Genomic DNA, 24,103 nt, shown 5'->3' on the forward strand with positions numbered 1-24,103 from the left:
ATTTTTAAAACCCGAACCCTAAACCAAAAGTAAACCTAGCTCCGTCTTCGCTAGCAAATATTGCTGTATTTACAGATATAATATCTGAAGCATTTAAGAAAAACCCTCCACCGTAAGAGGTATGCCATCTTCCAGAATCTATACCAGGAAACCATACCCTACCATAATCAAACCCTCCAAAGAGTCCCATTGCAGTGGGTAACAACCTTGTTCGTTTTTTTCTAAGGCTAAATCTAATATCCGTATTCTGGTAGTATGATGTTTTACCGGTAAAACGCTGATTTCTAAACCCACGTAGACCATCTATACCGCCAATACTCGCAGCTTGATAAAATTCATATTCATCACCTATGTTAAAATGTGCCTTCCATTTTGTAGCCAGTACTAACCTGCCACTTGGTATCAATTTATAATCAAAACTTAAACTTGGTACTATATAGCCAAAATTACCTCCGTCTTTAGAAAGGTTTTCTTTAAAACCTGCCTCTAACGAAGTGGACATCCCAAGGGTTGGAAAAGCTTCATTATCCTTGTTTTCATATGCGTAAGAGGCATGAGCCCCTACAAAATCGCTATTGGTCTCTTCTCCATTTTGCTGATAAAAGGTATTTATAAATCTATCATTGGTTTCTTCAACACTTATATTCTCATATGATAGACCCAATTTTACTTTTGCTCCCAATTGCCCTCTCCACACCAATGATGGCGAAAAATCTATTTGCCTAAGTTTTACCCTGTTGTAATCCAAACTTAAATCATCGTCTAAATTTTCAGTATTGTTTCCAAAACCAAAGAAATTGATAGCAAAATTCGGACTCGTAAATCGTGCTTTCAACTCAGCATTCCAATTCTCGAACACATGGGCAAATTCACCTCGATACTTAAAATCAAATCCGCTTGTTGCGAAATAATACGATGCTGCAAAAGTGTGCTGCTGGGTAAAAGGATTTTGCCTAAAACCATTGTAAGTATAGGTATTTACAAAACCAATACGCACCCCGTCATCTGGATTATAACCAATTGTTGGTATAATCTGATTAAAGCTATTTCTTAGTTTTAGTGGTTGGTAGGTATTCAAATTATACTCATCCGACAATTTAACCTTTGCACCTCCTGTTTCTTCAAAGGTGTTCTTCTTACTTTTAAAATCATATAAAGCAACCTTTTTACCATCTTCTACCCTATAGATATCATTATTGTGACCACCGATTATCCTCACCTTTACTCCCGAGTAATTAGCCGGATTCTTTACCTCAAAAATATCATCATCATCTAAACCAAAAACCCATAGCTCTTTGGTATCTTCTTTGGTAAATACCTTGTAGTAAAACAGTCGTTTCTTCTCGTCTTTTATATTTCTAAAAACTTTTACCTCTGTTTCTTTATCGTTGAGCCTATTGATCTCGAACCAATCATCTTTATCGGTACCCGCAACCACGGCATACTTATTTAAAACTTTGTAGTACTCGTTGGCAGTTTCATCTATATTTTTTAGGCGCGCCAAAAGTATTCTCTTAATTTCTTCTACCGTTTCGTCCCTTACTTCTTCTGGAAAAGATTTGAACGCTTCATCGATATCGCTTTCCTTTAAGTTTTCCTGTAAATATCTAGCTTGCGCCAACCATTGGCTTTTTTCTGTTTCCCCTAATAGGGTAAGATCTAAAACATAGGTCATAGGAGAAGAGTTAAAGCCCTTTACACTTCTTATTTCCTCATTAAAACCTTCCATTAACCTTAAGCCCGGTATTATACGAGTGGCAATATTCATTAAAGCACCATCACCCATTTTTGAGTATACCTGATCTCGATCTCTCGGTACAGGTCTATAGACCACTTTGTTCTTTTTCTCATCTTTAAACTCTGCCCAACGCCACTGATCTACATGCCTGTCCCAATCACCTAAAACCATATCAAAAAGACGCGCCCTTAGATACAGATCCTTATCTACCTCATATTTCTCATCATCACGAAGATCTTCAAGCATGCTATCCGTACTTTTTAAATCGTTGGAAAATCCGAAACTTGCCAAATCACCATGCCCATCTCCCGTGTGTTCCTCTATCATATACAATTCATCGCCAAAAGTATCATTGTACTCATTTAATGCAGGTTGTTTTGGCACATAATATAAAACGGGATTTGTATGATATATACCTATTGCATCAGATAATCTTGCAGTTGTAAAAGGACCGTAAGGGTGAGAACCGGTGTAAAAATCCTGTAACAATTCTTGCGTATAGGTTTCCTTAAGGTCATCAAGTACATACTGATCTTGAAATGCCATGGATTGTAAATAAAGCTCAGCACTTTTTTTCAACGCCCTCATAACATACTCCCTACCATCTTTTGCACGAAGACGAAGCGATTTAGATTGATGCCCTCCTCCCTTTTTCACTGGTACCAGACCACCCATTAACGAATCTAAATTTACCGTGGGCACCTTTACTTTTGTTCCGTAATATTTACGATAACGTTCTCCCCATATTCCCTTATAAAATCCACTTTTTTCGATTTCCTCTTTCGTATACACAGATGCTTCTACCGTATCTGGAAAATTAGCGGTAAGTTCAGCTTCATAGGCTACTTTTGTTGGCGGTAGCACTTCATTTGTAAATAAAAACTCTTCATTTTCGTTTTCATCCACACCATAAAAACGAACCCTAGATGATCCATCTTTATATACCTCTAATGTTGCATACCCCATTTTACCGGTACTAAACTGAGAACCGTTCAACAACTTTGTAAAGCCTTCTTTTGCCCCTGAGCCACTTACAATTTGTGGTGTGTTATTTTCAAGTATATACTGTAACGTATGCTCGTGACCCGATGCAAATATTACTCGATCGGAATATTGTGCCAAAGTCGTTACTCTTTTCATCAATTCCCTATAGCGTTTATTGTTAACATCTTCAATTGATGCTCCAGAAGTACTACGCAACACATTAATAAAAGTTCCCAAAACTGGCAGGGGTACAGCCATCTTTTTTGGATAAAATTGCTTTCTTAGCGAATATTGCCCTCCATGTTCCCCATAACTGTTTGATGGGTGGTGCATGGCAATTAAGGTAGTTCTATCACGATAGTCTTTAATGACATCTTCCAATTCTAGAAAAAACTTGTCTCTGCTCTTTATCTCGCATTTATCATTAATATCCGGGCGTTTATCCCAATTGGTCAGATACCATTCTGTATCAATTGTAATTATCGCGACATCATTACCAATTTCAACAACATCAATAGGGCAACCATTTTCAGGTAAAAAAGGATCTTTCTCCTTTTCCTTTAATGCTTGCTTAATATAATCTTCTTCTCTTTCTAGACCGATCAATCCTTCTGTATACCAATCATGATTACCCGGTATAAACAATGATCTTCCCTTAAAATCTTCCAATGTTTTAATTTGGGCATCTAAATGGTTTTTCGCCTCTCTATAAGCTTGTGTAGAATCCTTTGGATCAGGGAGCCCTGCCGGGTAAATGTTATCTCCCAAAAAAATGGCAGTACTATGCTTATCGGCCTTGTTCAATCTATTTTTAAAAATTTTGAGTGCAGGGTTCATACCACCAATTGGAGACAAACCTGCATCGCCAATTAAGTAAAAAGTATGTGAAACTTCTTTGGTATCGTCAACATCAACGGCATATTTTTCATCTACATATTTAGTACTATAGGTTGCACAACTTGTAATAAATATAAAAACCGATAGATATGCATAAATCTTTTTCATAGTAGCCTTGCCCTCTTTAAAATTTCGTAATTTGGGTATTTATTATCAATTTTCTATGTCAAATATCTTAGATAGTACCCAACAATTTGTAACGGACTTACTTACCAATCAATTGGACAATAAGTTTTTATACCATAATCTAAGACATACACAAAGAGTCGTTAAAAGTACTAAAGAATTACTTGAATCTTGCTCTCTATCTGATAAGGATAAGGAAGTTTTGCTTCTTGTGGCATGGCTACATGATACTGGTTATACTAAAGGCACTAAAAACCATGAAGAAAGCAGTTGCGAAATTGCCGAAGATTTCTTGACCAAAGAAGGTTATAATGTTGAAGAAATAGAGAAGGTAAAATCGTGTATTCTATCTACAAAATGGAATGCTACGCCAAGCAATGAAATGGAAATGATTATTCGTGATGCAGATTCTTCTCATTTTGCACAAAGTAGCTACCTCGAAACTTCTGATCTTCTACGTGAAGAACTTAAATTACTCGGCTTAAAAAATTACAGTCAAAAAGAATGGTTAGAGCTTAACATACAAGTATTTAGAACTGACCACCAATATTATACAGATTACGCCAAAGAGAATTGGTTAGAGAAAAAGGACAAAAATTTAAGAAAGCTCATTAAAGACAAAAAGTCTGAAAAAAAACTTGCCAAAAAAGAAAAGCTAAAAGCCCAGTTTAAGAGTGAAAGCCCAGATCGAGGTATACAAACCTTGTACAGGGTAACATTAAAAAATCATATTACCCTTAGTGATATCGCTGACACCAAGGCGAATATCTTACTATCTGTAAATGCCATTATTATATCATTGGCATTGTCCAATTTGATACCGAAATTAGATAACCCATCTAACGATTACCTTATTTACCCTACAGTTATATTTGTATTCTTTAGTGTTGTATCCATGATTTTAGCCGTACTGGCCACAAGACCAAATGTAACCAGTGGCGAGTTTACCAAAGACGATGTGAAAAACAAAAATGTGAACTTATTGTTCTTTGGTAATTTTCATAAAATGGCATTGAGCGAGTACGAATGGGCCATACAAGAAATGCTAAAGGATAAAGATTATATATATACTTCTTTAACCAAAGACCTTTATTTTCTTGGTATAGTCTTAAATAGAAAATACTCGCTTTTACGATGGACCTACACTATTTTTATGATAGGTATGATCCTATCTGTCATAGCATTTGCCGTATCCTTTAAATTCTTTGGTCCGGATCGTAAACTAGAACTATTGAGCCAAGTACTAGTCTTTTAGGGCATCCATCAAATCTTGGTAGGTATAGGTCTTTTCCGGCTCTTGCTCTCTTTTGTATAAAATTTGAGCACGTATCGCTTTTAAACCAGATACCCCTTGAAGTCCTTCAAGCTCAACAATTTCTATCTTGTCTGTAAAATAGCCTTTAGATTTCAAGAATTTGATATACCTTAAATACTCAAGCTCATCTTTTTTCTGCGAATAAACTATGGACAACACTCCTTTTTGAGTTAGCCTTTGCTCTGTACCCTTTATGTAAGATTTGTCTATTCTTTTCTTTATTACCTCGTAACGTGCATTATAAGTTCCATCAACATCAAACTGCTTTTCATCCATTCTAAAACGAATGGATAATGATGTATTATAGACCAAAATCAAAGAAGCCGCATCTAACGGTACCGGTAATTTAGGTTTTAATGAGTAATGGGCATTTTCCATTTCACACATTACCTGTAACTGCCAAAGCCTAAGATTATTAAGATATAAAGGATTGTACTCTTTACTTTCTGATATTGAAGAGCCAATATACATGTTGTGCTCTACACCATCGGTTTTATAACGCTCATAATAATGAGGAAACATTGCCTGTGCACTTTCTTGTCTCTTATCAATAACCGCAGATAATGTTTTATTGATCTGTGTTACACTTTCATCATAATTTTTTCTATGATCGTAATAAGAACCTGTGCCCATATCTATTTTAGCCTCATAGGCTAGTATATGGCTTTTAATTTCCTTATCGGATTTTTTAAGATGTTCAAAAACTGGTGAAATTTCATCTTGAACAAAATCAAAAATAGCCTGTTCACTATTGGTATATAGCATTTCTTTTATACTATCCAAGTGATTGTTCACTCTAAAAATCAGCTCTTCGTAAATTGGTAAATTCCATTTTTTCAAGGCAATATTCAATACAGCATCTATTTCAGAAAGCTGAATCATTAAATCTCTTTGAATGGCTAAATTTCTTGCATGAGAAGAATCTTTTATATCTATCTGACCAAACAATGGATAAACATCCTTAAAAACGATTTCTTTAAATGAAGGTGACCTACCTTCTGTTTCATCGAGCATGAATCTTTTGGCCTCTTCTTGAAATCTCCAATACACAGAAGAATGCACCGATGTACACTCATTTTGAATAATAGCGTCTATTCTATTGTTATCTTCATTTTTGGCACGAACAACAGCCGAAACAATAAAAGGCAATACATCATCTAATTTCTGTGCATTAACACCATTAAGCACACCTTTCTTTTGGGAAACTATTTCTAAAACCCCTAATAGATTTCCTTCATATGCTATTGGTGCAAATATGGCACTTTGCACACCCTGATCTTGTAGTCCTTTATATGGTTGCACATCGCCAGATTGTTGTACCATACGGTCCATATCGGCAATGGTGAAATAAGAATTATAATCAATTAGCTTGGTATAAGAATCTACACACAATGCCTGTTTACAATCAACAGCATGTTTGCCTCTTAAAAGAAAGCTCTCAAAACCAATGCCGGCGACTTCTTCAAATTGCTCTTTTTTGGCATCAAAAGAAGCAAAACCCACCTTAATATTAGGCAGACGAAAAAAAGACTTGAACGTCTCCTGTAAGTCGTTCATAAACTTTACAGGCTGTAAAGTATCTTTAGAGATCAACTTCGATTTAATGTTTGAAATTGCTTGTTCCATCGTTACATCGAACAAGTTTGCAATTACAAAACCTTTTGAGATAAAACTTTCTGGCGGAATCTTTTCCATCCAAAGTGCCGCATCATTAGGGTTAGCCAAAAGTTCATCGACATCTTCTTGCGTAATTTCCTTAGCCTTATCGGTAGGTATAATGTCGATAAAATCTGCATTGTACAAAATACGATAATGGCGCATTACTCCATTGGCATCTGGTATGTCATAGAAATAAGGCCTACTAAAATCTAACTGATAGCCGTAATAGTAATTTAACACTACCACACAGCTCATTATATAATCTAGATCATCGCCTACATTTCGTATTTCAGGCTCATAACCTTCACCAGCTTCATTGATTATATTTTGAAACCGTTTAGATGATTTTATAATTATATCTTGATATGGCAGTGTTGCCACTTTAATTTCGTTACCACTTAAAGCCTCGGTAAACGTATCTTGCAAAATACGCTCGATCAAGTCTTTATGTTTCTCCAACAAAGTAAAATCTGAAAAACCATTTCGCAATTCAGGAAATCCTTTTTCAACAGCAAGTATTCGTTCTGCCGTAGCAGCCAAAAATGGATCATCGCCCCTCAAATGTTCATCATACTTCGACAGAAGTTTTTCAAAACTTATGAGGTGCTTAAACGGCATTTTCTTTCTATCGTGCTTTCCCATGCTTTGGTTAGTCTACAATTTTGCTGTAAAGTTACAAAACCTACCCTATTTTTTAGTCAACTATAGCCTTGTGGTTAACGGGATTTTCGGATATTTAGCGAAAACTACTGCATGTCATCGGAAAACAGACTTAATAGAGCTTATAAAAACGCTAAAACTATTCCGTTTGACGATGCCTCAAAATTCATTCTTTTTAGCGACTGCCATAGGGGCGACAATAGCTTTGCCGATGAATTTGCCAACAATAGAAATATTTATTACCACGCCTTAAAATTCTATTATTCCGAAGGGTTCAGCTATTGTGAACTAGGTGATGGCGACGAGCTTTGGGAAAACATTTATTTTGAATCTATTTTTGAAGCGCATAAGAACGTTTTTAAGCTTTTAAAACAATTTCATTTAGAGCAAAGACTTCACATGATCTGGGGAAATCATGATATGGTCTATAAAGATGAAGCTTATGTAAAAAAACACCTGTCGAGCTATTTTGAGCCCATTGACGACAAGGACAAATCTCTTTTTGAAGGTATTAAGTACCACGAAGCTATCATACTAAAACATACAGAAACCCAACAAGAAGTTTTTCTTACCCACGGTCACCAGGCAGATTGGTGGAACTACCGATTTTGGCGAGTTGGTAGATTCTTAGTGAGAATACTTTGGAAACCTCTTCAAGTTTGGGGCATTGCAGATCCAACATCACCGGCTAGAAACTATACCGAACTCATAAAGGTCGAGCGACGCATAAAAAAGTGGATACTCAAGAACAATTTAAAAGTAACTGTAGTAGGGCACACGCACAGACCCCGTTTTCCCGAACCTGGCGACATTCCTCTTTTTAACGATGGTAGTTGTGTTCACCCAAGAAGCATAACCGGTATTGAAATTGAAAAGGGCAATATCTCTTTAATCAAATGGCAGATAAACACCACAGATGACGGTACTCTTCGTGTGGTTCGCATTTTATTGGAAGGACCACAGAAATTATCGGATTATATGGATAGTTAAATCAGCTTCTTTTCGCTATTGTTTTCATGGCGACAACAAAACTATCCAACTCATCTGTGGTAGTATATACATTGGGTGTAATTCTACATCCTTTTACATTTGCATAATCGACACCTACCGTAAATATTCTAAACTCACTTAATAACTGAGCTGCTAGTTCCTTTGCATCCATAGATGGTATTCCCACATTTGCAATACCACAACTACGCTGTATCTCTACTGGTGTGTTTACCGTAATATTAGGTACGTTCCTTAATTTATCGCTCCAATATTTCTGTAGAAATTGAAGCCTTTTTTGTTTGCGTTCTATACCGATCATCTCAATATAATCTAAAGCATCATTAACAGCTAAATCTGTATGCACTGGCAATGTTCCGGTATGATTTAATCGTTGAATAAGATCTGAATCATTTTCCCAATCTGTAAAAAGTGGCCATATTTTCGTGATTTTATTTTTTGCGACGTGCAACATGCCCGACCCAAGAGGAACACTCAACCATTTGTGCAAACTAGATCCATAATAATCGCAATGTAATGTTTCAATATCTACTTTAAAATGACCAATACAATGCGCCCCATCTACCAAAACTTCCACTCCATATTTATGCGCCATATCACAAATTTTACGAATTGGTAATATTTGCCCTGTAATATTAATCATATGGCTCACCATCATTAACTTGGTTTTAGGTGTAATCGCTTTTTCATATATAGCCACTAATTCTTCATCAGATTCTGGGTTGTTTGGAACATCGACCACCGTAGTTTTAATACTGTATTTTTTAACCATCAATTCAAAATGGTCTTTCATTGAACCATAATCTTGTAAAGCATATATGGCCTCGTCGCCTTTTTTCCATGGATAACCACCAATAATTAAGTCTAATGATTCGGTTGCATTCCTAGTTATCACCAATTCTTCTGGAGTGCTGCCAACAAATTTTGCCAACCGATCACGCACACTTGCTTTATTTTCCCATTGTACGGTACGCATGTAGTATGAAGCCTCATAGTTAACCATTTTTAAATGTTCTATATACTTCATCATAATCGGGGTCGGAATAAAATTATAATACCCATTTTCGAGGTTAATATAATCTGGCTTTAAAAGATAATCCTCCCGTATTCTTGACCAAAAACCATCTTCAGATTTCGATTCATATGATTTTATAGGCACCCCTCCTTTTACCACAGAACTGTAAGGTAAAAATGGTAGAGTAAAAGCCGCTTTACCCATGTTGGTCAAAAACTGTCTTTTATTCATCATAACATTATTTTTTAATAACTAGGTTTTTAATTTTTTAATCTCTCTTCTAAAAATATTAAAACTAAACCAATGAATACCAATGCAGTACACTTCAATTCAATGAATTTATCCTATTATTGTTTTATGGCAACAAGAATTATAAATGTGAAGAAAAATTTAGGTAATTCATGATAACTCTTTAATCTACGATATCACTAAACATTTAAAGATTATTGATTTTACATACATTATAATTAGTCAATATTTAATTTATTCCGATCTTATCACGTCAACATCCAACAAATACATAATAAAACTCACAATAAATTGTGACTTCATTAAAATTTTGGTTTCTAAACTAATACAATCAATTAAACCTTATTGAAATGAAAAAATTTATTGCAGAATTTATTGGTACTTTATGGCTGGTATTAGGCGGTTGCGGTAGTGCCGTGCTTGCCGCAGGATTTCCTGAAATGGGCATTGGCTTTGTCGGTGTTTCATTAGCCTTCGGTTTAACCGTAGTTACAATGGCCTATGCCATAGGTCATATATCTGGCTGCCATTTAAACCCAGCAGTAACCATAGGTGTTTGGATAGGTGGCCGTTTTGAAGGTAAAGACGTATTCCCATACATAGTCGCTCAAGTAATGGGCGGTATTGCAGGTGCTGCCATACTCTACCTTATTGCTTCTGGAAAATCAGATTTTGTACTTGGAGGTTTTGCCGCTAACGGATATGCAGAACACTCCCCTGGAGGATTCGATATGACTTCGGCACTGATTACCGAACTGGTATTAACCTTTATTTTCCTTTTTGTTATTTTAGGATCTACCTACACCAAAGCTCCTAGAGGTTTTGCAGGTTTGGCAATCGGACTTTGCCTTACCCTTATTCACCTTATCAGTATTCCTGTAACCAACACCTCGGTAAACCCTGCTCGTAGTACCAGTCAGGCTCTTTTTGTTGGAGACTGGGCTTTAGACCAACTTTGGTTATTTTGGCTAGCCCCTATCGTAGGAGCTGCTATTGCAGGTTTAGTGTACAAAGCTATCTCGCCTGAGATAACAGATAAATTATAGAATTACATTGTTTAAGCTCATCATAAAAAGATAAAATATGATGAGCTTTTTTTTTATGGTATATTTAGATGATCAACTTATCTAACTCAATTTTAATATGCCATTATTCATTGTTATTTTAGGAATTCTACTCCTATTTCTTCTCATTGCCAAATTCAAGCTAAATGCCTTTATAACCTTCATCATAGTATCCTTGTTCGTGGGTATTGCAGAAGGTATGGAACCTGTTAGCGTCGTCGATTCCATTCAAAAAGGGATCGGTAACATTTTAGGTTTCCTCGTTATTATTTTAGGTTTAGGAGCCATGCTGGGCAAGTTGGTTGCCGATAGCGGTGCCGCACAAAGAATCACTACCCATTTGGTAGAAAAATTCGGTAAAAAGAACATTCAGTGGGCGGTTGTTTTAACCGGTTTCATTGTTGGTATCCCTATGTTTTACTCCGTCGGGTTTGTAATTTTAGTACCCTTGGTATTCACCATTGCCGCAGCTACAGGTTTACCACTTCTTTATGTAGGGTTGCCCATGCTTGCATCACTCTCGGTAACCCATGGATATTTACCTCCACACCCTGCACCCACAGCATTGGCATCAATGTTCAATGCCGATATCGGCAAAACACTGCTATACGGAATCATTGTAGCCATTCCCGCTATCATTGTTGCCGGTCCTATCTTTTCAAGGACCTTAAAGAACATTAACGCTACACCCTTAAAAGAATTTTTAAACCCCGTGGTGCTTAAAGAAGAAGAAATGCCAAGTATGGCAAATAGCATCATTAGTGCATTATTACCGGTTATTCTAATTGCCGTTGCCGCCCTAGCACAACTTCTATTACCTGCAGATTTCTTTCTTACAAAGATCTTGGTATTTATGGGTAACCCAGCAATTGCTATGTTAATTGCAGTTTTGGTTGCTATTTACACCTTAGGATTAGGACGTGGTAAAAGCATGAAAGATGTGATGGATTCCGTTGGTAGTGCCATTACCGGTATTACCATGGTACTTTTGATCATTGCGGGATCCGGTGCGTTAAAACAAGTATTGATCGATAGTGGTGTTAGTGAATATATTGGTGGTATTTTAGAACAATCTTCTATTTCCCCATTAATTTTAGCATGGCTTATCGCAACGGTTATTCGTGTTTGTGTTGGCTCGGCAACAGTTGCCGGTTTAACCGCTGCAGGCATAGTATTGCCACTAGTACAAGGTACTGGTGTTAGTCCAGAATTAATGGTTCTAGCCATTGGATCAGGTAGTTTAATGTTATCTCACGTTAACGATAGCGGTTTTTGGTTGTTCAAAGAATATTTTAACCTATCTGTAAACGATACGTTAAGAAGCTGGACAGTTATGGAAACTACCGTAGGTGTAATGGGGCTAGTAGGTGTTCTAGTGATTAACATGTTCATTTAAAATAAAAATTATGCAAAAGAAACCTTCTGAAAGAATTAAGGAATTAGGTCTGGTTTTACCGCCGGCACCACCCCCAGCAGGGTTATATAAACCAGTATTGGTCGTTGACCATTTTTTATATATTTCTGGGCAAGGACCCATGAAAAATGACGGCTCTTTAATTGTAGGTAGAGCAGGTTTTGATATGACCACCGAAGAAGCAAAAGTAGCTGCAAGACAAGTAGCGTTAACCATGCTGTCTACCATACAGACCCATTTTGGCGATATCGATAAAATAAAAAGAATCGTAAAAACTTTGGGAATGGTGAATTCTACTCCCGATTTTGGTCAACAGCCTTTGGTCATAAATGGTTTCAGTGAACTTATGGCAGATATTTTTGGTCCGGATAACGGTGTTGGTGTACGTAGTGCCGTTGGTATGATTTTACCTGGAGGAATTCCTGTTGAAATTGAAGCTCATTTTGAATTACATCACTAACAATTATGGCAAAAGAAAACTGGTATTCCATTCAACATCCCGAGCATACAATTTCTCCTTCATTATTGGTCTATCCCAATAGAATTCAACATAATATTGATCTAATGATTGCCATGACGGGTAATGTTAATCGCTTGCGTCCGCATGTAAAAACATACAAAAATGCCAATATCATAAAAATGCAAATGGATGCTGGCATTCAAAAATTTAAATGTGCTACGATTGCCGAGGCGGAATTACTTGGAGATTGCAAAGCGAAAGACGTATTGCTGGCTATGCAACCCATAGGTCCAAATGCAGAACGCTTTGTTGAGCTCATAAAAAAATATCCGAACACCCTATTTTCAACGATTATTGACAATACCAAAAGCCTTCATGTTCTAAGCAAATTAGCCCACCTAAACGCTATTAAAATTTCACTTTGGATCGACATCAATAATGGCATGAACCGAACAGGAATTAGTCCTGATGACAAGGCACTTACTTTGTATCGCGAATTGTATGAAAACGAACATTTAATTGCCGAAGGTTTACATGTTTATGACGGGCATTTAAGAAATACGGATCCAGCTACCAGAGAATCGGATTGTAATGCCGCTTTTGAACCAGTACTATCTTTAAAGAATAACATTGAGAAACTTCAAATACCTAGTCCTAAAATAGTAGCCGGTGGTTCGCCCACTTTTCCTTATCACAGCAAAAGAAAAGATGTAGATGCTAGTCCTGGTACTACATTGCTTTGGGATTCTGGATACGGTAATGCATTCCCAGAAATGAAATTTCTGCCTGCCGCAGTATTAATGACTCGCATACTCAGCAAACCAACTACAGGTATTCTATGTTTTGACCTCGGTCATAAGTCAGTTGCACCAGAAATGCCTTTTCCTAGAATTGAATTTTTAGACTTAAAGCACAGCAAACAAATAAGTCAGTCAGAAGAACATTTGGTGGTCGAATATGATGACCTTACCATACCAGAAGTGGGTGATGTTCATTATGCCATACCTAAACACATTTGCCCAACCGTAGCAAAATATGATACCCTAACCGTTGTAAAAGACAATCAGGTTATTGATTTTTGGCCGGTAAGCGCAAGAACACAAAAATCTACTATTTAAGCATGTTTATATTTGACGCCCATTTAGACTTGTCCATGAATGCGATGGAATGGAACCGCGACCTTACTTGGTCTGTTGAAGCTATTAGAAAAGCTGAACAGGGCATGACAGATAAACCTGACCGTGGCAATAATACAGTATCTCTTGATGCCATGCGAAAAGGAAATATTGGTCTTTGCATGGCAACACAAATTGCAAGATATGTTCATATGGACAATACCCTTCCTGGATGGAAATCACCTCAACAAGCATGGGCGCAAACACAGGGACAACTGGCGTGGTACAAAAGCATGGAAGCTGCCGGAGAAATGGTTCAGATTATCAATAAAAAAGAGCTTGAAACCCATTTAGAACTATGGAAAACCAACGAGGAAAACAAACCCATTGGCTATTTACTAAGTCTTGAAGGTGCTGACTCCATAATTGACATCTCTTATCTGGAAAAATCATATCATCAAGGTTTAAGAGCTATTGGTCCTGCTCATTACGGACCTGGAACATATGCTCACGGTACCAATTCCGTAGGTGGCATTGGAACTAAGGGAAGAGCACTTCTTAAAGAAATTGAAAGGTTGGGAATTATACTTGATGTCACCCATTTAAGCGATATCAGTTTTTGGGAGACAATGGTGAATTATGATGGCCCTCTTTGGGCTAGCCACAATAATTGTAGGGCATTAGTAAACCATCACAGACAATTTACCGATGAACAGATCAAAGAAATCATAGCTCGCAAAGGCATAATTGGTGTTGTTCTTGATGCTTGGATGATGGTACCCAATTGGAAAAGAGGGGTTTCCAAACCGCAATCTGCAGGAGTAAGTCTTCAGCAAATGGTTGACAACATTGATCATATTTGCCAACTAGCCGGTAATGCAGAACATGTGGGTATAGGCTCTGACCTTGATGGCGGATTTGGAAAAGAACAAGGACCTGCAGATGTTGACACCATCGCAGATTTGCAAAAAGCCGTACATTTATTAGAGCAAAGAGGTTATAATGAACAGGATATAAAGAAAGTAATGCACGGTAATTTTATTTCATTCCTGAAGAAAAATTTAAAATAAGCTATTGAGAAATTTTTATACGTACATAGCATCATTTTTTCTGTTCCTAGGACTTTCAACAAATTTTGTTAGTTTAAACACCGATACTATTTCGGTTGTACGTTTTGAAGTTTCTTTATTTTCCTCAACGCTAAAAAATACTTCCTTTGATCTCCATACTGTTGATTCTAAGTATAATAACGACACTGCAACATCTGTAATCGACACATCCTTTGATGTTTACTGTTATCTATCAAAAATTTGCAAGCAACAATTACATCACAAATTAAAAGGTCAACACTTTCATTTTCTATCATACGTAAACTCCTTACGTCAAACTATATTTCTTACTAAAATCTTCTCTTCAAAATATACAAGAACTGCATAATAGAAATAGTCGTTAAGACTACTTTCTATGTACTCAATGTACATATGATAAAACCAGTATTTGCTAATTTATCATCACAATTATGTTTTTCAAAAATATCAGCAAAGCCATTCTTTGGCTCAAAAGAAAGGTTGTACTCTATATTGCAGCGATTATGATAGGAATATCAAATGTAATTTATGAAGAGGAGAAAATGATTCATGGAGATTTCATAAATACCGAACAAAAAGCCGAACAAGACTCCGACTAACACTATTAACATCTACATTTCAACGAATTATGGGACAATACGTTAATTTTTAACTAAGCCTTAAGTACGCATGGCAGGGTATTTGTTATCTTTATTTCATCAATATTTAAGATACAATGAGAAAAGTTAGTTTTCTTTTTATTGTTTTGTTTTCCTTTTTTGCGGCTCAGGTCTCTGCCCAAACAGATTTACCTACCTCAAAACCGCTTAAAATTGACAAAGTTAATCCGGTAAATTCAAGCGGCACACCTAGTTCGGGATCAGTTCTTAACATGCCCAATTTAATAAAGGAGCAGCCTAGTCAAGATATGAATTCAAAAAATCCTGTAAAAATGTTACCCGATGAAGAATTGGTACAGGCAGGCACTGGCATGAAAATAGATCCCAAAGTTGGTCCTGGAGAACGCTTAAATGGATCGGGACAGTATTTTCCCGACCAATATCTGGGTGACGTAAAAAGCAGCGGAAAATATATTGGTATTGTTTGTAGAGATCACGAATACGTTGATGGCGATCGTGTAAAAATATACATGAACGATATGGTCGTAGAACACAACCTGCTATTGACCGGAGCCTTCAAAGGCATAAATGTTGATCTTCAAGATGGTTTCAACCGTTTGGATTTTGAGGCGCTTAACCATGGTTCTTCAGCACCAAATACCGCACAAGTTGATGTCTATAACGATAAAGGAGAATTAATCTACTCTAACAAATGGCTACTGTCTTCTGGCTCTAAAGCAACTTTGATCGTTACTAAAGAGTCTATGTAGAAAGCTATTAAACTTAATTCATATCACCGATATACTTGATATTTTTTACTATTCCAATTCTTCTAGACTAATCAAATTATCATCCGGTATTCTATCTATCATTTTATTGTAGGGATCTATTCCTGCTTTCAACGGTTTTTTATTAGTAGTAAACGTAAAGGTACTTGTGCCCGGCTTAATCCATTTTTTCTCTAATATAAGTGGCACCTTTTTTGTTTTTCCATATATAATAGTATCATTTTGAAATATGGCAATATCTAATAAATTTGGTTGATCAGGTGCTTCTAACTCTTTACCATTTCCATCAAAATAATTTTTTTCACTTTCAACCGTAACTTTTACTTCATAGGTATTATCATCTAATTTTTTATAAGTTGCCTCTTTTGCCTTATTCGTATATAAAGTTATTTTCTCAAAACTATCCTTTAAATAATATTGCAAAGAATCTGGAGTGGTTTCTTTTATATACCCATACCATTCATTTGAAGTAGCGAAAGGTGCATGTGGTCTAAATGCAGCACTATCAATAAATTTTTTAAACCCAACATTCAGTCTATCTTCACCAATATAATCTTGTAAAGCATACAGAATCAATCCTCCTTTTCTATACCAAACATAGGCTTGGGTATCATTATCCAATAAAGTTTTTTCAAATTTATTCTCACCAGCTCTGCCTCGTAAATAACTATCCAATTCTCTTTTCAAAAAGTCTTGCATGGCATCTACACCGTATTCTTTTTTCATAACCATAAGCGACGAATATTCTGCCATAGATTCTGAAATTTGATTAGCTCCACGTGTTGCAGAAGGTGTAATTTGATGTCCCCACCATTGATGTGCTACTTCATGGGATGTAACCATGTAAGCATAATCCAGATCTTCAGGGTCGCTAAAATCGCCGGTCCATCCAAAACTTTCTGCATAGGGTACTGTATTTGGGAAAGATTGGGCAAAAGACTGGTATCTTGGAAATTCAATTATTCGCATTTGACGATATTGATATGACCCAAAATTTTCAGAAAAATAGTCTAAGGAATGTCGAACAGCTCTAGCAAATCGTTTTACATTATAGGGATGATCTGGGTGATGAAAAATCTCAATAGCAACCTTTTCCCCATTATTTCCCGTCCAATCTTCTTTGTAAACATCATAGCGTGCAGAGGAAACATTAAAAAAGTAATCCATTTCACCTTCCATTTTATAATGGTAATATTTTCTGCCATTTTCTTTCCACTCTTTTTGTAAATAACCAGGCATTATAGCAATCTGGTCAGGAGCTGTACTAACTGTACCTTCAAAAGTTATATAATCTGCATCATCATTAAACAATAAATTCCTTAATCCCCATTTATCATTTTGAGGAGGTGCCGAATATTCCTTTTCCGGCAAACCATATTCTTTTCTGTATTTATCACTTGTTAGTTCATATTGTAAATTATACCCAAAAGTTGGAAAAAAATCATTGTTCAAAAAAGTACCGTTATACACAATATCAGACCCAGAACCCTCATTGGGGAAACCCTTATAGCCCCTTTTTATCGCAAGATTCATGACCAAAGTATCACCAGGCATCATTCTATTTGGTAGTTTATAAAGTTTATAATTAGACTTGCTATATACTTTACCTTCTTTTAAATCAACATCACTTACTGCCAACCTTAACAACTCTGTGTGCAGTAATTGATTATCCCCCCAATTTAAGTGTAAAGAATCAATGGGGGTCTCTCCTTTATTTACCATGGTAAACGTACCGGACATTGTTGCATATCTTTCTTCTGGAACTAAATCCACATCTACCTTTACATCTGTAAATTTTGGTTGATTTATATAGTTGTACTTACTAATTTCTTTTTCATAATTAGCTGCTAATTCCCTGCCTTGTTTTATTGTTCTATAAGAATTTAATTCGCTTACATTATAATGAACATACCACCCGGCACCAATACAGACCAAAATAGCTACCACCATTGCCACTTTCTCCTTTAAGCCGAAACGATGTCTTGCCTCTTTCCATCTAGCCTTTACTCCTGAATCAGTTCCTCTTTTCCAAAATAACAACCCAATTATAGCCAGTACGCAACCAAAACCTAACCAATATAAGCGGAACCAATTTTGACCGGAAAGAAAATGTCCAAACCCGTTCATATCTGAAATCGTGTACCTTGGTGCATAACTATATAGATACATATTATAGTCAATATCCGCAAGGCTGCTGATGGCAAACAACGCTGCCCAAATCGCTATGGTTACTACATGTCCTAAAAACTTTTTTGTGATTAAAGCATGGACAAAAAATGCCAACATTACGTAAGAAATATATTTTGGAAATTCTATTAAATAGAGATCGGTAAAATACATACCTAATTGAAAGTTATAATAGCCCTGTAGTATTTGATTTAACAATCCACTTACTAAAATCATGTTTACCAATATGAAACATACAAAAACCAGAGCAAGAAACTTAGAACCGTAAACTACCCAATTCGGCAAAGGCAACGCACCATAAATTTGGTCGTATTTTACACTACGCTCTCTATGTAAAACCTCACCCGTCATAAAAACAATGAGTATAAATATGAGCACTACATAATTATAATCCTTAATCTCTAACATGTAATAGGTCATGGGCATCATTGGTGTACCATAGGTTGGATTACCAAACCAACCATCAAAAAACAAAAATCCAACAGCTGCAATTAAAATAGCTTTAAAAAAAAGATCCTTGGTTATATTTCTAAATTCCATCCATGCCAAATTCCCTAGCATCTTTACATTATGTGAACTACTAAAAACCTGAGACACTACCGGTATTTTTGTTAATACTGCGGCAGATGAACCATCTAACTCTTTAGCAGCTTTCTTTTTAGAACCTAGCTTCTTATTCAAGAAGCGCTGAAAGTCAAATCTAAAAACTGTAAATAAACATATTAAAAAACCAACACCAACCCATAATATTCTATTCCACATTACAGTATCTTTAAAAGGTACTGTTAAGGTATTTTGCTCCTCTGGAGTCCAATATTGAATTGTATTATTTAATGCTCCAAAACCAAAAGGATCAAGTAAACTAACCAGTTCTTTATTTTCAATATCTTGAGTAAGCGTTAAAGTCACCAAGTAAATAATAAATAAAATTGCCCCGCCGGCATAAGCCAACATAATACGCTTTGTCAATGCAACCAAGGCAAAGAAAATACACCCCGTAAAGAAAAAATTAGACCAATAAAAAACCAATGAGGGCTGTAAATAGTGCCATAAATTAAAATCTGCATAGCGCTCTGCCGGTTCGAAACCTGCATAAGGACCAATAGCATAACCGATCATAAAACCAAGAATCAAACCTAAACTCACTAAAAACAATGTAAACATTGACCCTGTAAACCTACCCAGTACATATCCCTTTTCACTAATTGGATAACTGAATAAATAATTTTGGGTACCATGTTCAATATCCCTATATATAGGAACTCCCATTATGGCACTTGCCAACATAATTCCAAAAATACTGACCACATTTAACGTTGATGCTATATTGGAAGGTGCATTTAAGAACACTTTTTCAGAACCTGCTTCAAATCCTCCAATGGAAATAATCATTCCATATAAAAAAAGGATTCCAAAATAAGCCCAAGTTGCAGGACGTTTTATACGATATTTTATTTCAAATAAGAATATTTCAGTAAACATGATGGTCGGTTTTAGGTGGATGGAAAGAAAAATCTATGCGGTAACAGCGTTTGATCTAGCTGTAATTTCTGTGAAGTAAACATCTTCTAAATTGGCAGGACTTGTTTCAAAAGTTTCATCTGGTCTCATTTCACTATATACATGAATAATTGTTCTACCCGCTTTTAAATGAGTTGAAATAACTTGATGTTCTGCCTTATACGCATCAAGATCCTTTTTGTCGATCATTTTTTTCCAGATCTTACCCTGTATTCCAGATATTATTTCGGTAGGATTACCTTGTGCTACAACCTCTCCAAGGCAAATAATAGCCATGTTCTTGCACAGATTAGCCACATCTTCAACAATATGTGTAGAAAGAATAATGATGGTGTTTTCCCCTATTTCACTTAACAAATTATGAAAGCGAACTCGCTCTGCAGGATCAAGACCAGCTGTAGGCTCATCCACAATTATTAATTTGGGAGAACCGATCAGTGCCTGTGCAATTCCAAACCTTTGTTTCATTCCACCAGAATAAGTTCCTAAACTTTTTTTGCGAACGTGCCAAAGATTAGTTTTATTCAATAGCGCCTCAACCAAATCTTTTCGTTCACCTCTATTCGAAACACCTTTTAAAGAAGCAATGTGATCCAACATTTTATAAGATGTTACCTTTGGATAAACACCAAATTCTTGCGGTAAATATCCCAAAACCTCCCTTACCCTATCAGTATCTTTTAATATATCTATATCCCCCATAGTAATACTTCCTGAATCTGGCTGTTGTAGTGTAGCCATGGTTCGCATTAGAGAGGATTTACCGGCACCATTCGGTCCCAACAGACCAAACATACCTTGTGGTATAGTTAATGTAATATTCTTTAAAGCGTGTACTCCGTTGGAATACGTTTTACTTAAGTTTTCAATTTTTAGCTCCATGTACAGTTAGGTATTTAGTGCAAATTGGATTAACACACTGATTATTACCTAAATATACTAATTTCTTTCACCTGGCCTGTAAGTTTCTTCCGCTCTTTTTAAAACATCTTTCCTATAGTACGGTACTTCTTTCCAATCGATGTTCCTATACCTTTCTATTTGATCATTAAAATGTGCTGAAGTTGGGTCGCCGCTTTGCCCGCCTGCCAATATACTTTTCGCTTTAACGGTTTCGCCAAATTCCACTACTGCAGCAAAGCTATTGCCCCTTGTTCCATATATTTTTTTTGCACCTTCTGTTGTATAGCGAGCTCCATAAGCCGCTAAAGCCCCCCATCTACCAGAAGCGAACCCTATTGGTATACTTGGCTTATCATCATCGAAATGTTGAACAATATCGCCCGTAGTTCTTTGATATCTATTCACTTCTCCCCATGGCATTTTCCATGTACCAAAGTCAGATGAAAGTTCATCTATAACTTCTTCGAATATTCTTAAAGATTCATCCGTATGGGTCCCAAAATAGGTCATGCGTTCCATATCACTCATTCCATTTGGATGCTTTGCCCTACTTCCCATTGCGGTTCCATAAAAATGCGCCAAGGTCATGGCTACTTGATCTTCTCCAGTAGTAAAATCCCATTCTTCAAGAATTTTTATTGGTTCGCTTAATTTCGGATTCTTATCGCCATGTGAATTATAAGCCTTTACCAATCCAGGAATCAATGCCTTAAACGCCGGTAAATATGGATCATGGGCTAATTGAATTAAGCTATCTATGGTATACCCTTTTCGATCTTTCAATAACGTTATGGCATGCACTCCTCTAAAATTTTCTTGATCTCTAGACATGTAATAGGGATAGTCTTCTTTCTTTGGACTAAATTCCAATGCAGAAGTATAAGGAGTAGAGTTACAATTTTGAATCCACCCATTATCAGGATTTAGCACTAGAATATTTTCGTCGACCGTATGCAGCCCTTGCCAATCTGTTTTAGGATTACTACCATCAACTGGCTCAGAATAATTAAATTGCACATCGCGTTTTGGAACGTAATTGCCATGAAAATAAGCGATATTCCCTTCTGCATCTGCATACACGGTATTATTACTAGAATTAGTACGAATATCCATCATTTCCCTAAAACCTTTATAACCGTTTTGTTTTGTACGTATAAATGATTGTTCCAAGGCTTTTACCGGTTCCCACATCATGGCAGAAGCCGTCCATTGCCCATCGGCAACATGGGTTATTGGACCATGATGGGTTCTGTAGGCTGGAAATCTCTTCTCTTTCAATTCTTGTCCGTCTATATATTTCAACACAATTTCCGATGATGCTACGGGTCGTAATTCTTCTCCGTATTGATAGACCAACTGGTCATTATTCTTAATAAAAGTTTCCTTAAATTCATCCATAACATCGGTGTAGGTTGATGTATGCATCCATCCGGTTTTTTCATTGAATCCTTGATAAACGAAAAACTGACCCCAAGTTACCGCACCATAGGCATTTAATCCTTCTTCAGAAACTACATGAACTTCTCCCCTAAAATAAAACGAGGTATGCGGATTGATCAATAATAACGGATTACCAGATTGGGTCAATGTACCTGAAATAGCTATTCCGTTAGATCCCTGAGGTTCTTCGGCTTCTTTTTCTTTTTCTAATTGCATCAATTCCATTTCTGGCAGTTCCATATCACTTTCATAAAAAGCAGCGATTTTCTTTGTTGAAATTCGCTCTATATCCCCGCCTATTGAACCTTCACTAAAATACATGGGCATCCAAGGTTCAAAATGTGTCAACAATCTTGGTTTTACCTCTGGGTGGGTGTATAGGTAATAGTTTATACCATTAGCAAAAGCATCACATAATTCTTTTAACCAAGCAGGACTCTTTTCATAATTGGCCTTTGCCTCCTCCTCGGTCATGAATAGCTTAGCACGTAAATCGCTATACAATGCTTCTTCGCCCTCAACTTCTGCCAATCTACCGGTTGCCCAAATATAGTTTTGCTCAACACGGTTAAAATCATCTTCGCACTGTGCGTATAATAATCCGAATACCGCATCGGCATCGGTTTTACCATAAATATGGGGCACTCCAAAATCATCCCTAATGATTTCTACATTAGCCGCTTGTGCTTCCCATTTTTCAATGTCGGGATTGTTTGATTTTTCAGCTTTACAGGATGCAACCAAAACAAAAATCAACAAATAGATTAGTTTATTCATATGGAATATTTAAGTGAATTTTTAGGGTATATAAATGTACTTGATTTTTTACCAACTTCCGCTTGCGCCACCGCCGCCAGAACTACCGCCTCCTCCAGAAAAAGAACTACCACCACTTGATGAGCTACTGCCCGAACCAAAAGAGTGTGTGCCTGATGATGAGAAAGTTTTTCTGTAATACGTTTTATCATTTTTGACCCAGGATATATTCAAATCTTCTTCGCCCGATAGTTTTAGCTTAATAAAAGCAATGATAGCAGCTATACCAAAAAACGGCAGTAACAGCCATAGTAAAATTTTAGGATGATCAAATATTCGCATGGCAATTTCTTGGTCGGACGTATAAATACTATACCCCACAAAAAGAGGCACCACCATAAATACCATACCAAAAATGGTAGAAATAGAACCGCCTAATAGCATAAAAACACCGGGTAACACGCCTAATTTACCCATAAATATTCCTCTAAAAACCTCTATAATATTTCTATAACTTCTAAGAAAGAAAAAACCACCTACCCCAATAAATATTGATAGAAAAACTCCAAGGAATATATTCAAGTAAAGCTTTTCCCTGTCATTTTCATCGTCAATTTCTTGTTTAAATTCATCTAACGCCTCAGGGTTATTTAAAAATTCAATAAGCTGATCTACAGATTCATTAATACCAGTAAAATACTCCTCTTCCTTAAAATTAGGTATCATCGTATTTCTAATAATTCTTGAAGCTACGGCATCGGTTATATATGGTTCCAATCCGTAACCCACCTCAATTCTAACTTCCCTGTCCAACTCTGAAAATAAAATCAATAGTCCGTTGTCCTTTCCTTCTTGACCAATACCGTTCTGCACAAAGAGACCGTTGGCGTAAGATTCTATAGTATCAAAACCCAACTCTTCTATGGTTACCACTACCAACTGTTTAGTAGTGGCGTCTTCAAAAGCAACCAAACGCTGATTTAAAGCAGCCTCCTGAGCTGAAGTAAAAATGTTGGCACTATCGGTTACAAAATCACGCAATTCATAATATTGCTCTTGCGCATTACCATAAAAAGTTACTAAAAGAAATAAAAGAATAGTTTTTTTAAACATCGTT

General features: G+C 36.4%; 16 protein-coding genes. 9 read left to right on the top strand and 7 right to left on the bottom strand.

The window, feature by feature from the left end; translation table 11 throughout:
• Positions 1-4: 4 nt before the first annotated feature.
• Positions 5-3,727 (bottom strand): metallophosphoesterase, encoded by a 3,723-nt coding sequence (locus tag EXIGUO8A_RS05010; protein ID WP_159302170.1) that lies wholly within the window; start codon positions 3,725-3,727, stop codon positions 5-7.
• A gap of 55 nt (positions 3,728-3,782) precedes the next feature.
• On the opposite strand from EXIGUO8A_RS05010, the gene EXIGUO8A_RS05015 reads away from it, so the two are divergent.
• Positions 3,783-5,000, top strand: a complete 1,218-nt coding sequence (locus tag EXIGUO8A_RS05015; RefSeq protein ID WP_159302171.1) for a Pycsar system effector family protein — start codon at positions 3,783-3,785, stop codon at positions 4,998-5,000.
• Here EXIGUO8A_RS05015 and EXIGUO8A_RS05020 read toward each other — a convergent pair.
• Positions 4,989-7,361 (bottom strand): GAF domain-containing protein, encoded by a 2,373-nt coding sequence (locus tag EXIGUO8A_RS05020; RefSeq protein WP_159302172.1) that lies wholly within the window; start codon positions 7,359-7,361, stop codon positions 4,989-4,991. The genes EXIGUO8A_RS05015 and EXIGUO8A_RS05020 overlap by 12 nt on opposite strands.
• Positions 7,362-7,472: 111 nt before the next feature.
• Here EXIGUO8A_RS05020 and EXIGUO8A_RS05025 point away from each other — a divergent pair, with 111 nt between their 5' ends.
• Positions 7,473-8,369, top strand: a complete 897-nt coding sequence (locus EXIGUO8A_RS05025; protein WP_116771182.1) for a metallophosphoesterase — start codon at positions 7,473-7,475, stop codon at positions 8,367-8,369.
• A 1-nt stretch (position 8,370) separates the two neighbouring features.
• Here EXIGUO8A_RS05025 and EXIGUO8A_RS05030 read toward each other — a convergent pair whose 3' ends face one another.
• On the bottom strand, positions 8,371-9,636 hold the full coding sequence (locus EXIGUO8A_RS05030; RefSeq protein ID WP_236564436.1) for an aminotransferase class V-fold PLP-dependent enzyme: 1,266 nt from the start codon (positions 9,634-9,636) through the stop codon (positions 8,371-8,373).
• A 365-nt stretch (positions 9,637-10,001) separates the two neighbouring features.
• Between EXIGUO8A_RS05030 and aqpZ the strand changes: the two genes are divergently transcribed.
• The 7 genes from aqpZ (at position 10,002) to EXIGUO8A_RS05065 (ending at position 16,161) form a co-directional block, all read left to right on the top strand.
• Complete coding sequence (gene aqpZ / locus EXIGUO8A_RS05035) at positions 10,002-10,697, top strand: aquaporin Z (protein ID WP_116771183.1); 696 nt, start codon at positions 10,002-10,004, stop codon at positions 10,695-10,697.
• Between the two features lie 97 nt (positions 10,698-10,794).
• Positions 10,795-12,111, top strand: a complete 1,317-nt coding sequence (locus EXIGUO8A_RS05040) for a gluconate:H+ symporter (RefSeq protein ID WP_159302173.1) — start codon at positions 10,795-10,797, stop codon at positions 12,109-12,111.
• 10 nt (positions 12,112-12,121) lie between these two features.
• Positions 12,122-12,589, top strand: coding sequence for a RidA family protein (locus EXIGUO8A_RS05045; RefSeq protein WP_159302174.1), 468 nt, complete (start codon positions 12,122-12,124; stop codon positions 12,587-12,589).
• Positions 12,590-12,594: 5 nt separating this feature from the next.
• Positions 12,595-13,707: a D-TA family PLP-dependent enzyme gene (locus EXIGUO8A_RS05050; RefSeq protein WP_159302175.1), complete on the top strand. Its 1,113-nt coding sequence runs from the start codon at positions 12,595-12,597 to the stop codon at positions 13,705-13,707.
• 2 nt (positions 13,708-13,709) lie between these two features.
• Positions 13,710-14,774: a dipeptidase gene (locus tag EXIGUO8A_RS05055; protein WP_159302176.1), complete on the top strand. Its 1,065-nt coding sequence runs from the start codon at positions 13,710-13,712 to the stop codon at positions 14,772-14,774.
• A 449-nt stretch (positions 14,775-15,223) separates the two neighbouring features.
• On the top strand, positions 15,224-15,391 hold the full coding sequence (locus tag EXIGUO8A_RS05060; protein ID WP_201304106.1) for a hypothetical protein: 168 nt from the start codon (positions 15,224-15,226) through the stop codon (positions 15,389-15,391).
• 116 nt (positions 15,392-15,507) lie between these two features.
• On the top strand, positions 15,508-16,161 hold the full coding sequence (locus tag EXIGUO8A_RS05065) for a hypothetical protein (RefSeq protein ID WP_159302177.1): 654 nt from the start codon (positions 15,508-15,510) through the stop codon (positions 16,159-16,161).
• Between the two features lie 48 nt (positions 16,162-16,209).
• Here EXIGUO8A_RS05065 and EXIGUO8A_RS05070 read toward each other — a convergent pair whose 3' ends face one another.
• The 4 genes from EXIGUO8A_RS05070 to EXIGUO8A_RS05085 are packed head-to-tail and all read right to left on the bottom strand — an operon-like array spanning position 16,210 to position 24,099.
• Positions 16,210-19,848, bottom strand: coding sequence for an ABC transporter permease/M1 family aminopeptidase (locus tag EXIGUO8A_RS05070; protein ID WP_159302178.1), 3,639 nt, complete (start codon positions 19,846-19,848; stop codon positions 16,210-16,212).
• A gap of 33 nt (positions 19,849-19,881) precedes the next feature.
• Entirely contained in the window at positions 19,882-20,769 is an 888-nt protein-coding gene (locus EXIGUO8A_RS05075; protein ID WP_159302179.1) for an ABC transporter ATP-binding protein, read from the bottom strand.
• Positions 20,770-20,826: 57 nt separating this feature from the next.
• Positions 20,827-23,007 carry an acylase gene (locus EXIGUO8A_RS05080; RefSeq protein WP_159302180.1) on the bottom strand — a complete coding sequence of 727 codons (2,181 nt, stop codon included), beginning with the start codon at positions 23,005-23,007 and terminating at the stop codon, positions 20,827-20,829.
• Positions 23,008-23,055: 48 nt separating this feature from the next.
• On the bottom strand, positions 23,056-24,099 hold the full coding sequence (locus EXIGUO8A_RS05085; RefSeq protein WP_159302181.1) for a TPM domain-containing protein: 1,044 nt from the start codon (positions 24,097-24,099) through the stop codon (positions 23,056-23,058).
• Positions 24,100-24,103 lie beyond the last annotated feature (4 nt).

Origin of the sequence: Maribacter litoralis (genome assembly GCF_902506355.1) — a bacterium.
Taxonomy (GTDB): domain Bacteria; phylum Bacteroidota; class Bacteroidia; order Flavobacteriales; family Flavobacteriaceae; genus Maribacter; species Maribacter litoralis.

Excerpts from the sequence above, each read along its gene's own strand:
- EXIGUO8A_RS05010 (WP_159302170.1), bottom strand. The coding sequence starts at position 3,727 with ATGAAAAAGATTTATGCATATCTATCGGTTTTTATATTTATTACAAGT.
- EXIGUO8A_RS05015 (WP_159302171.1), top strand. The coding sequence starts at position 3,783 with ATGTCAAATATCTTAGATAGTACCCAACAATTTGTAACGGACTTACTT.
- EXIGUO8A_RS05020 (WP_159302172.1), bottom strand. The coding sequence starts at position 7,361 with ATGGGAAAGCACGATAGAAAGAAAATGCCGTTTAAGCACCTCATAAGT.
- EXIGUO8A_RS05025 (WP_116771182.1), top strand. The coding sequence starts at position 7,473 with ATGTCATCGGAAAACAGACTTAATAGAGCTTATAAAAACGCTAAAACT.
- EXIGUO8A_RS05030 (WP_236564436.1), bottom strand. The coding sequence starts at position 9,636 with ATGATGAATAAAAGACAGTTTTTGACCAACATGGGTAAAGCGGCTTTT.
- aqpZ (WP_116771183.1), top strand. The coding sequence starts at position 10,002 with ATGAAAAAATTTATTGCAGAATTTATTGGTACTTTATGGCTGGTATTA.
- EXIGUO8A_RS05040 (WP_159302173.1), top strand. The coding sequence starts at position 10,795 with ATGCCATTATTCATTGTTATTTTAGGAATTCTACTCCTATTTCTTCTC.
- EXIGUO8A_RS05045 (WP_159302174.1), top strand. The coding sequence starts at position 12,122 with ATGCAAAAGAAACCTTCTGAAAGAATTAAGGAATTAGGTCTGGTTTTA.
- EXIGUO8A_RS05050 (WP_159302175.1), top strand. The coding sequence starts at position 12,595 with ATGGCAAAAGAAAACTGGTATTCCATTCAACATCCCGAGCATACAATT.
- EXIGUO8A_RS05055 (WP_159302176.1), top strand. The coding sequence starts at position 13,710 with ATGTTTATATTTGACGCCCATTTAGACTTGTCCATGAATGCGATGGAA.
- EXIGUO8A_RS05060 (WP_201304106.1), top strand. The coding sequence starts at position 15,224 with ATGTTTTTCAAAAATATCAGCAAAGCCATTCTTTGGCTCAAAAGAAAG.
- EXIGUO8A_RS05065 (WP_159302177.1), top strand. The coding sequence starts at position 15,508 with ATGAGAAAAGTTAGTTTTCTTTTTATTGTTTTGTTTTCCTTTTTTGCG.
- EXIGUO8A_RS05070 (WP_159302178.1), bottom strand. The coding sequence starts at position 19,848 with ATGTTTACTGAAATATTCTTATTTGAAATAAAATATCGTATAAAACGT.
- EXIGUO8A_RS05075 (WP_159302179.1), bottom strand. The coding sequence starts at position 20,769 with ATGGAGCTAAAAATTGAAAACTTAAGTAAAACGTATTCCAACGGAGTA.
- EXIGUO8A_RS05080 (WP_159302180.1), bottom strand. The coding sequence starts at position 23,007 with ATGAATAAACTAATCTATTTGTTGATTTTTGTTTTGGTTGCATCCTGT.
- EXIGUO8A_RS05085 (WP_159302181.1), bottom strand. The coding sequence starts at position 24,099 with ATGTTTAAAAAAACTATTCTTTTATTTCTTTTAGTAACTTTTTATGGT.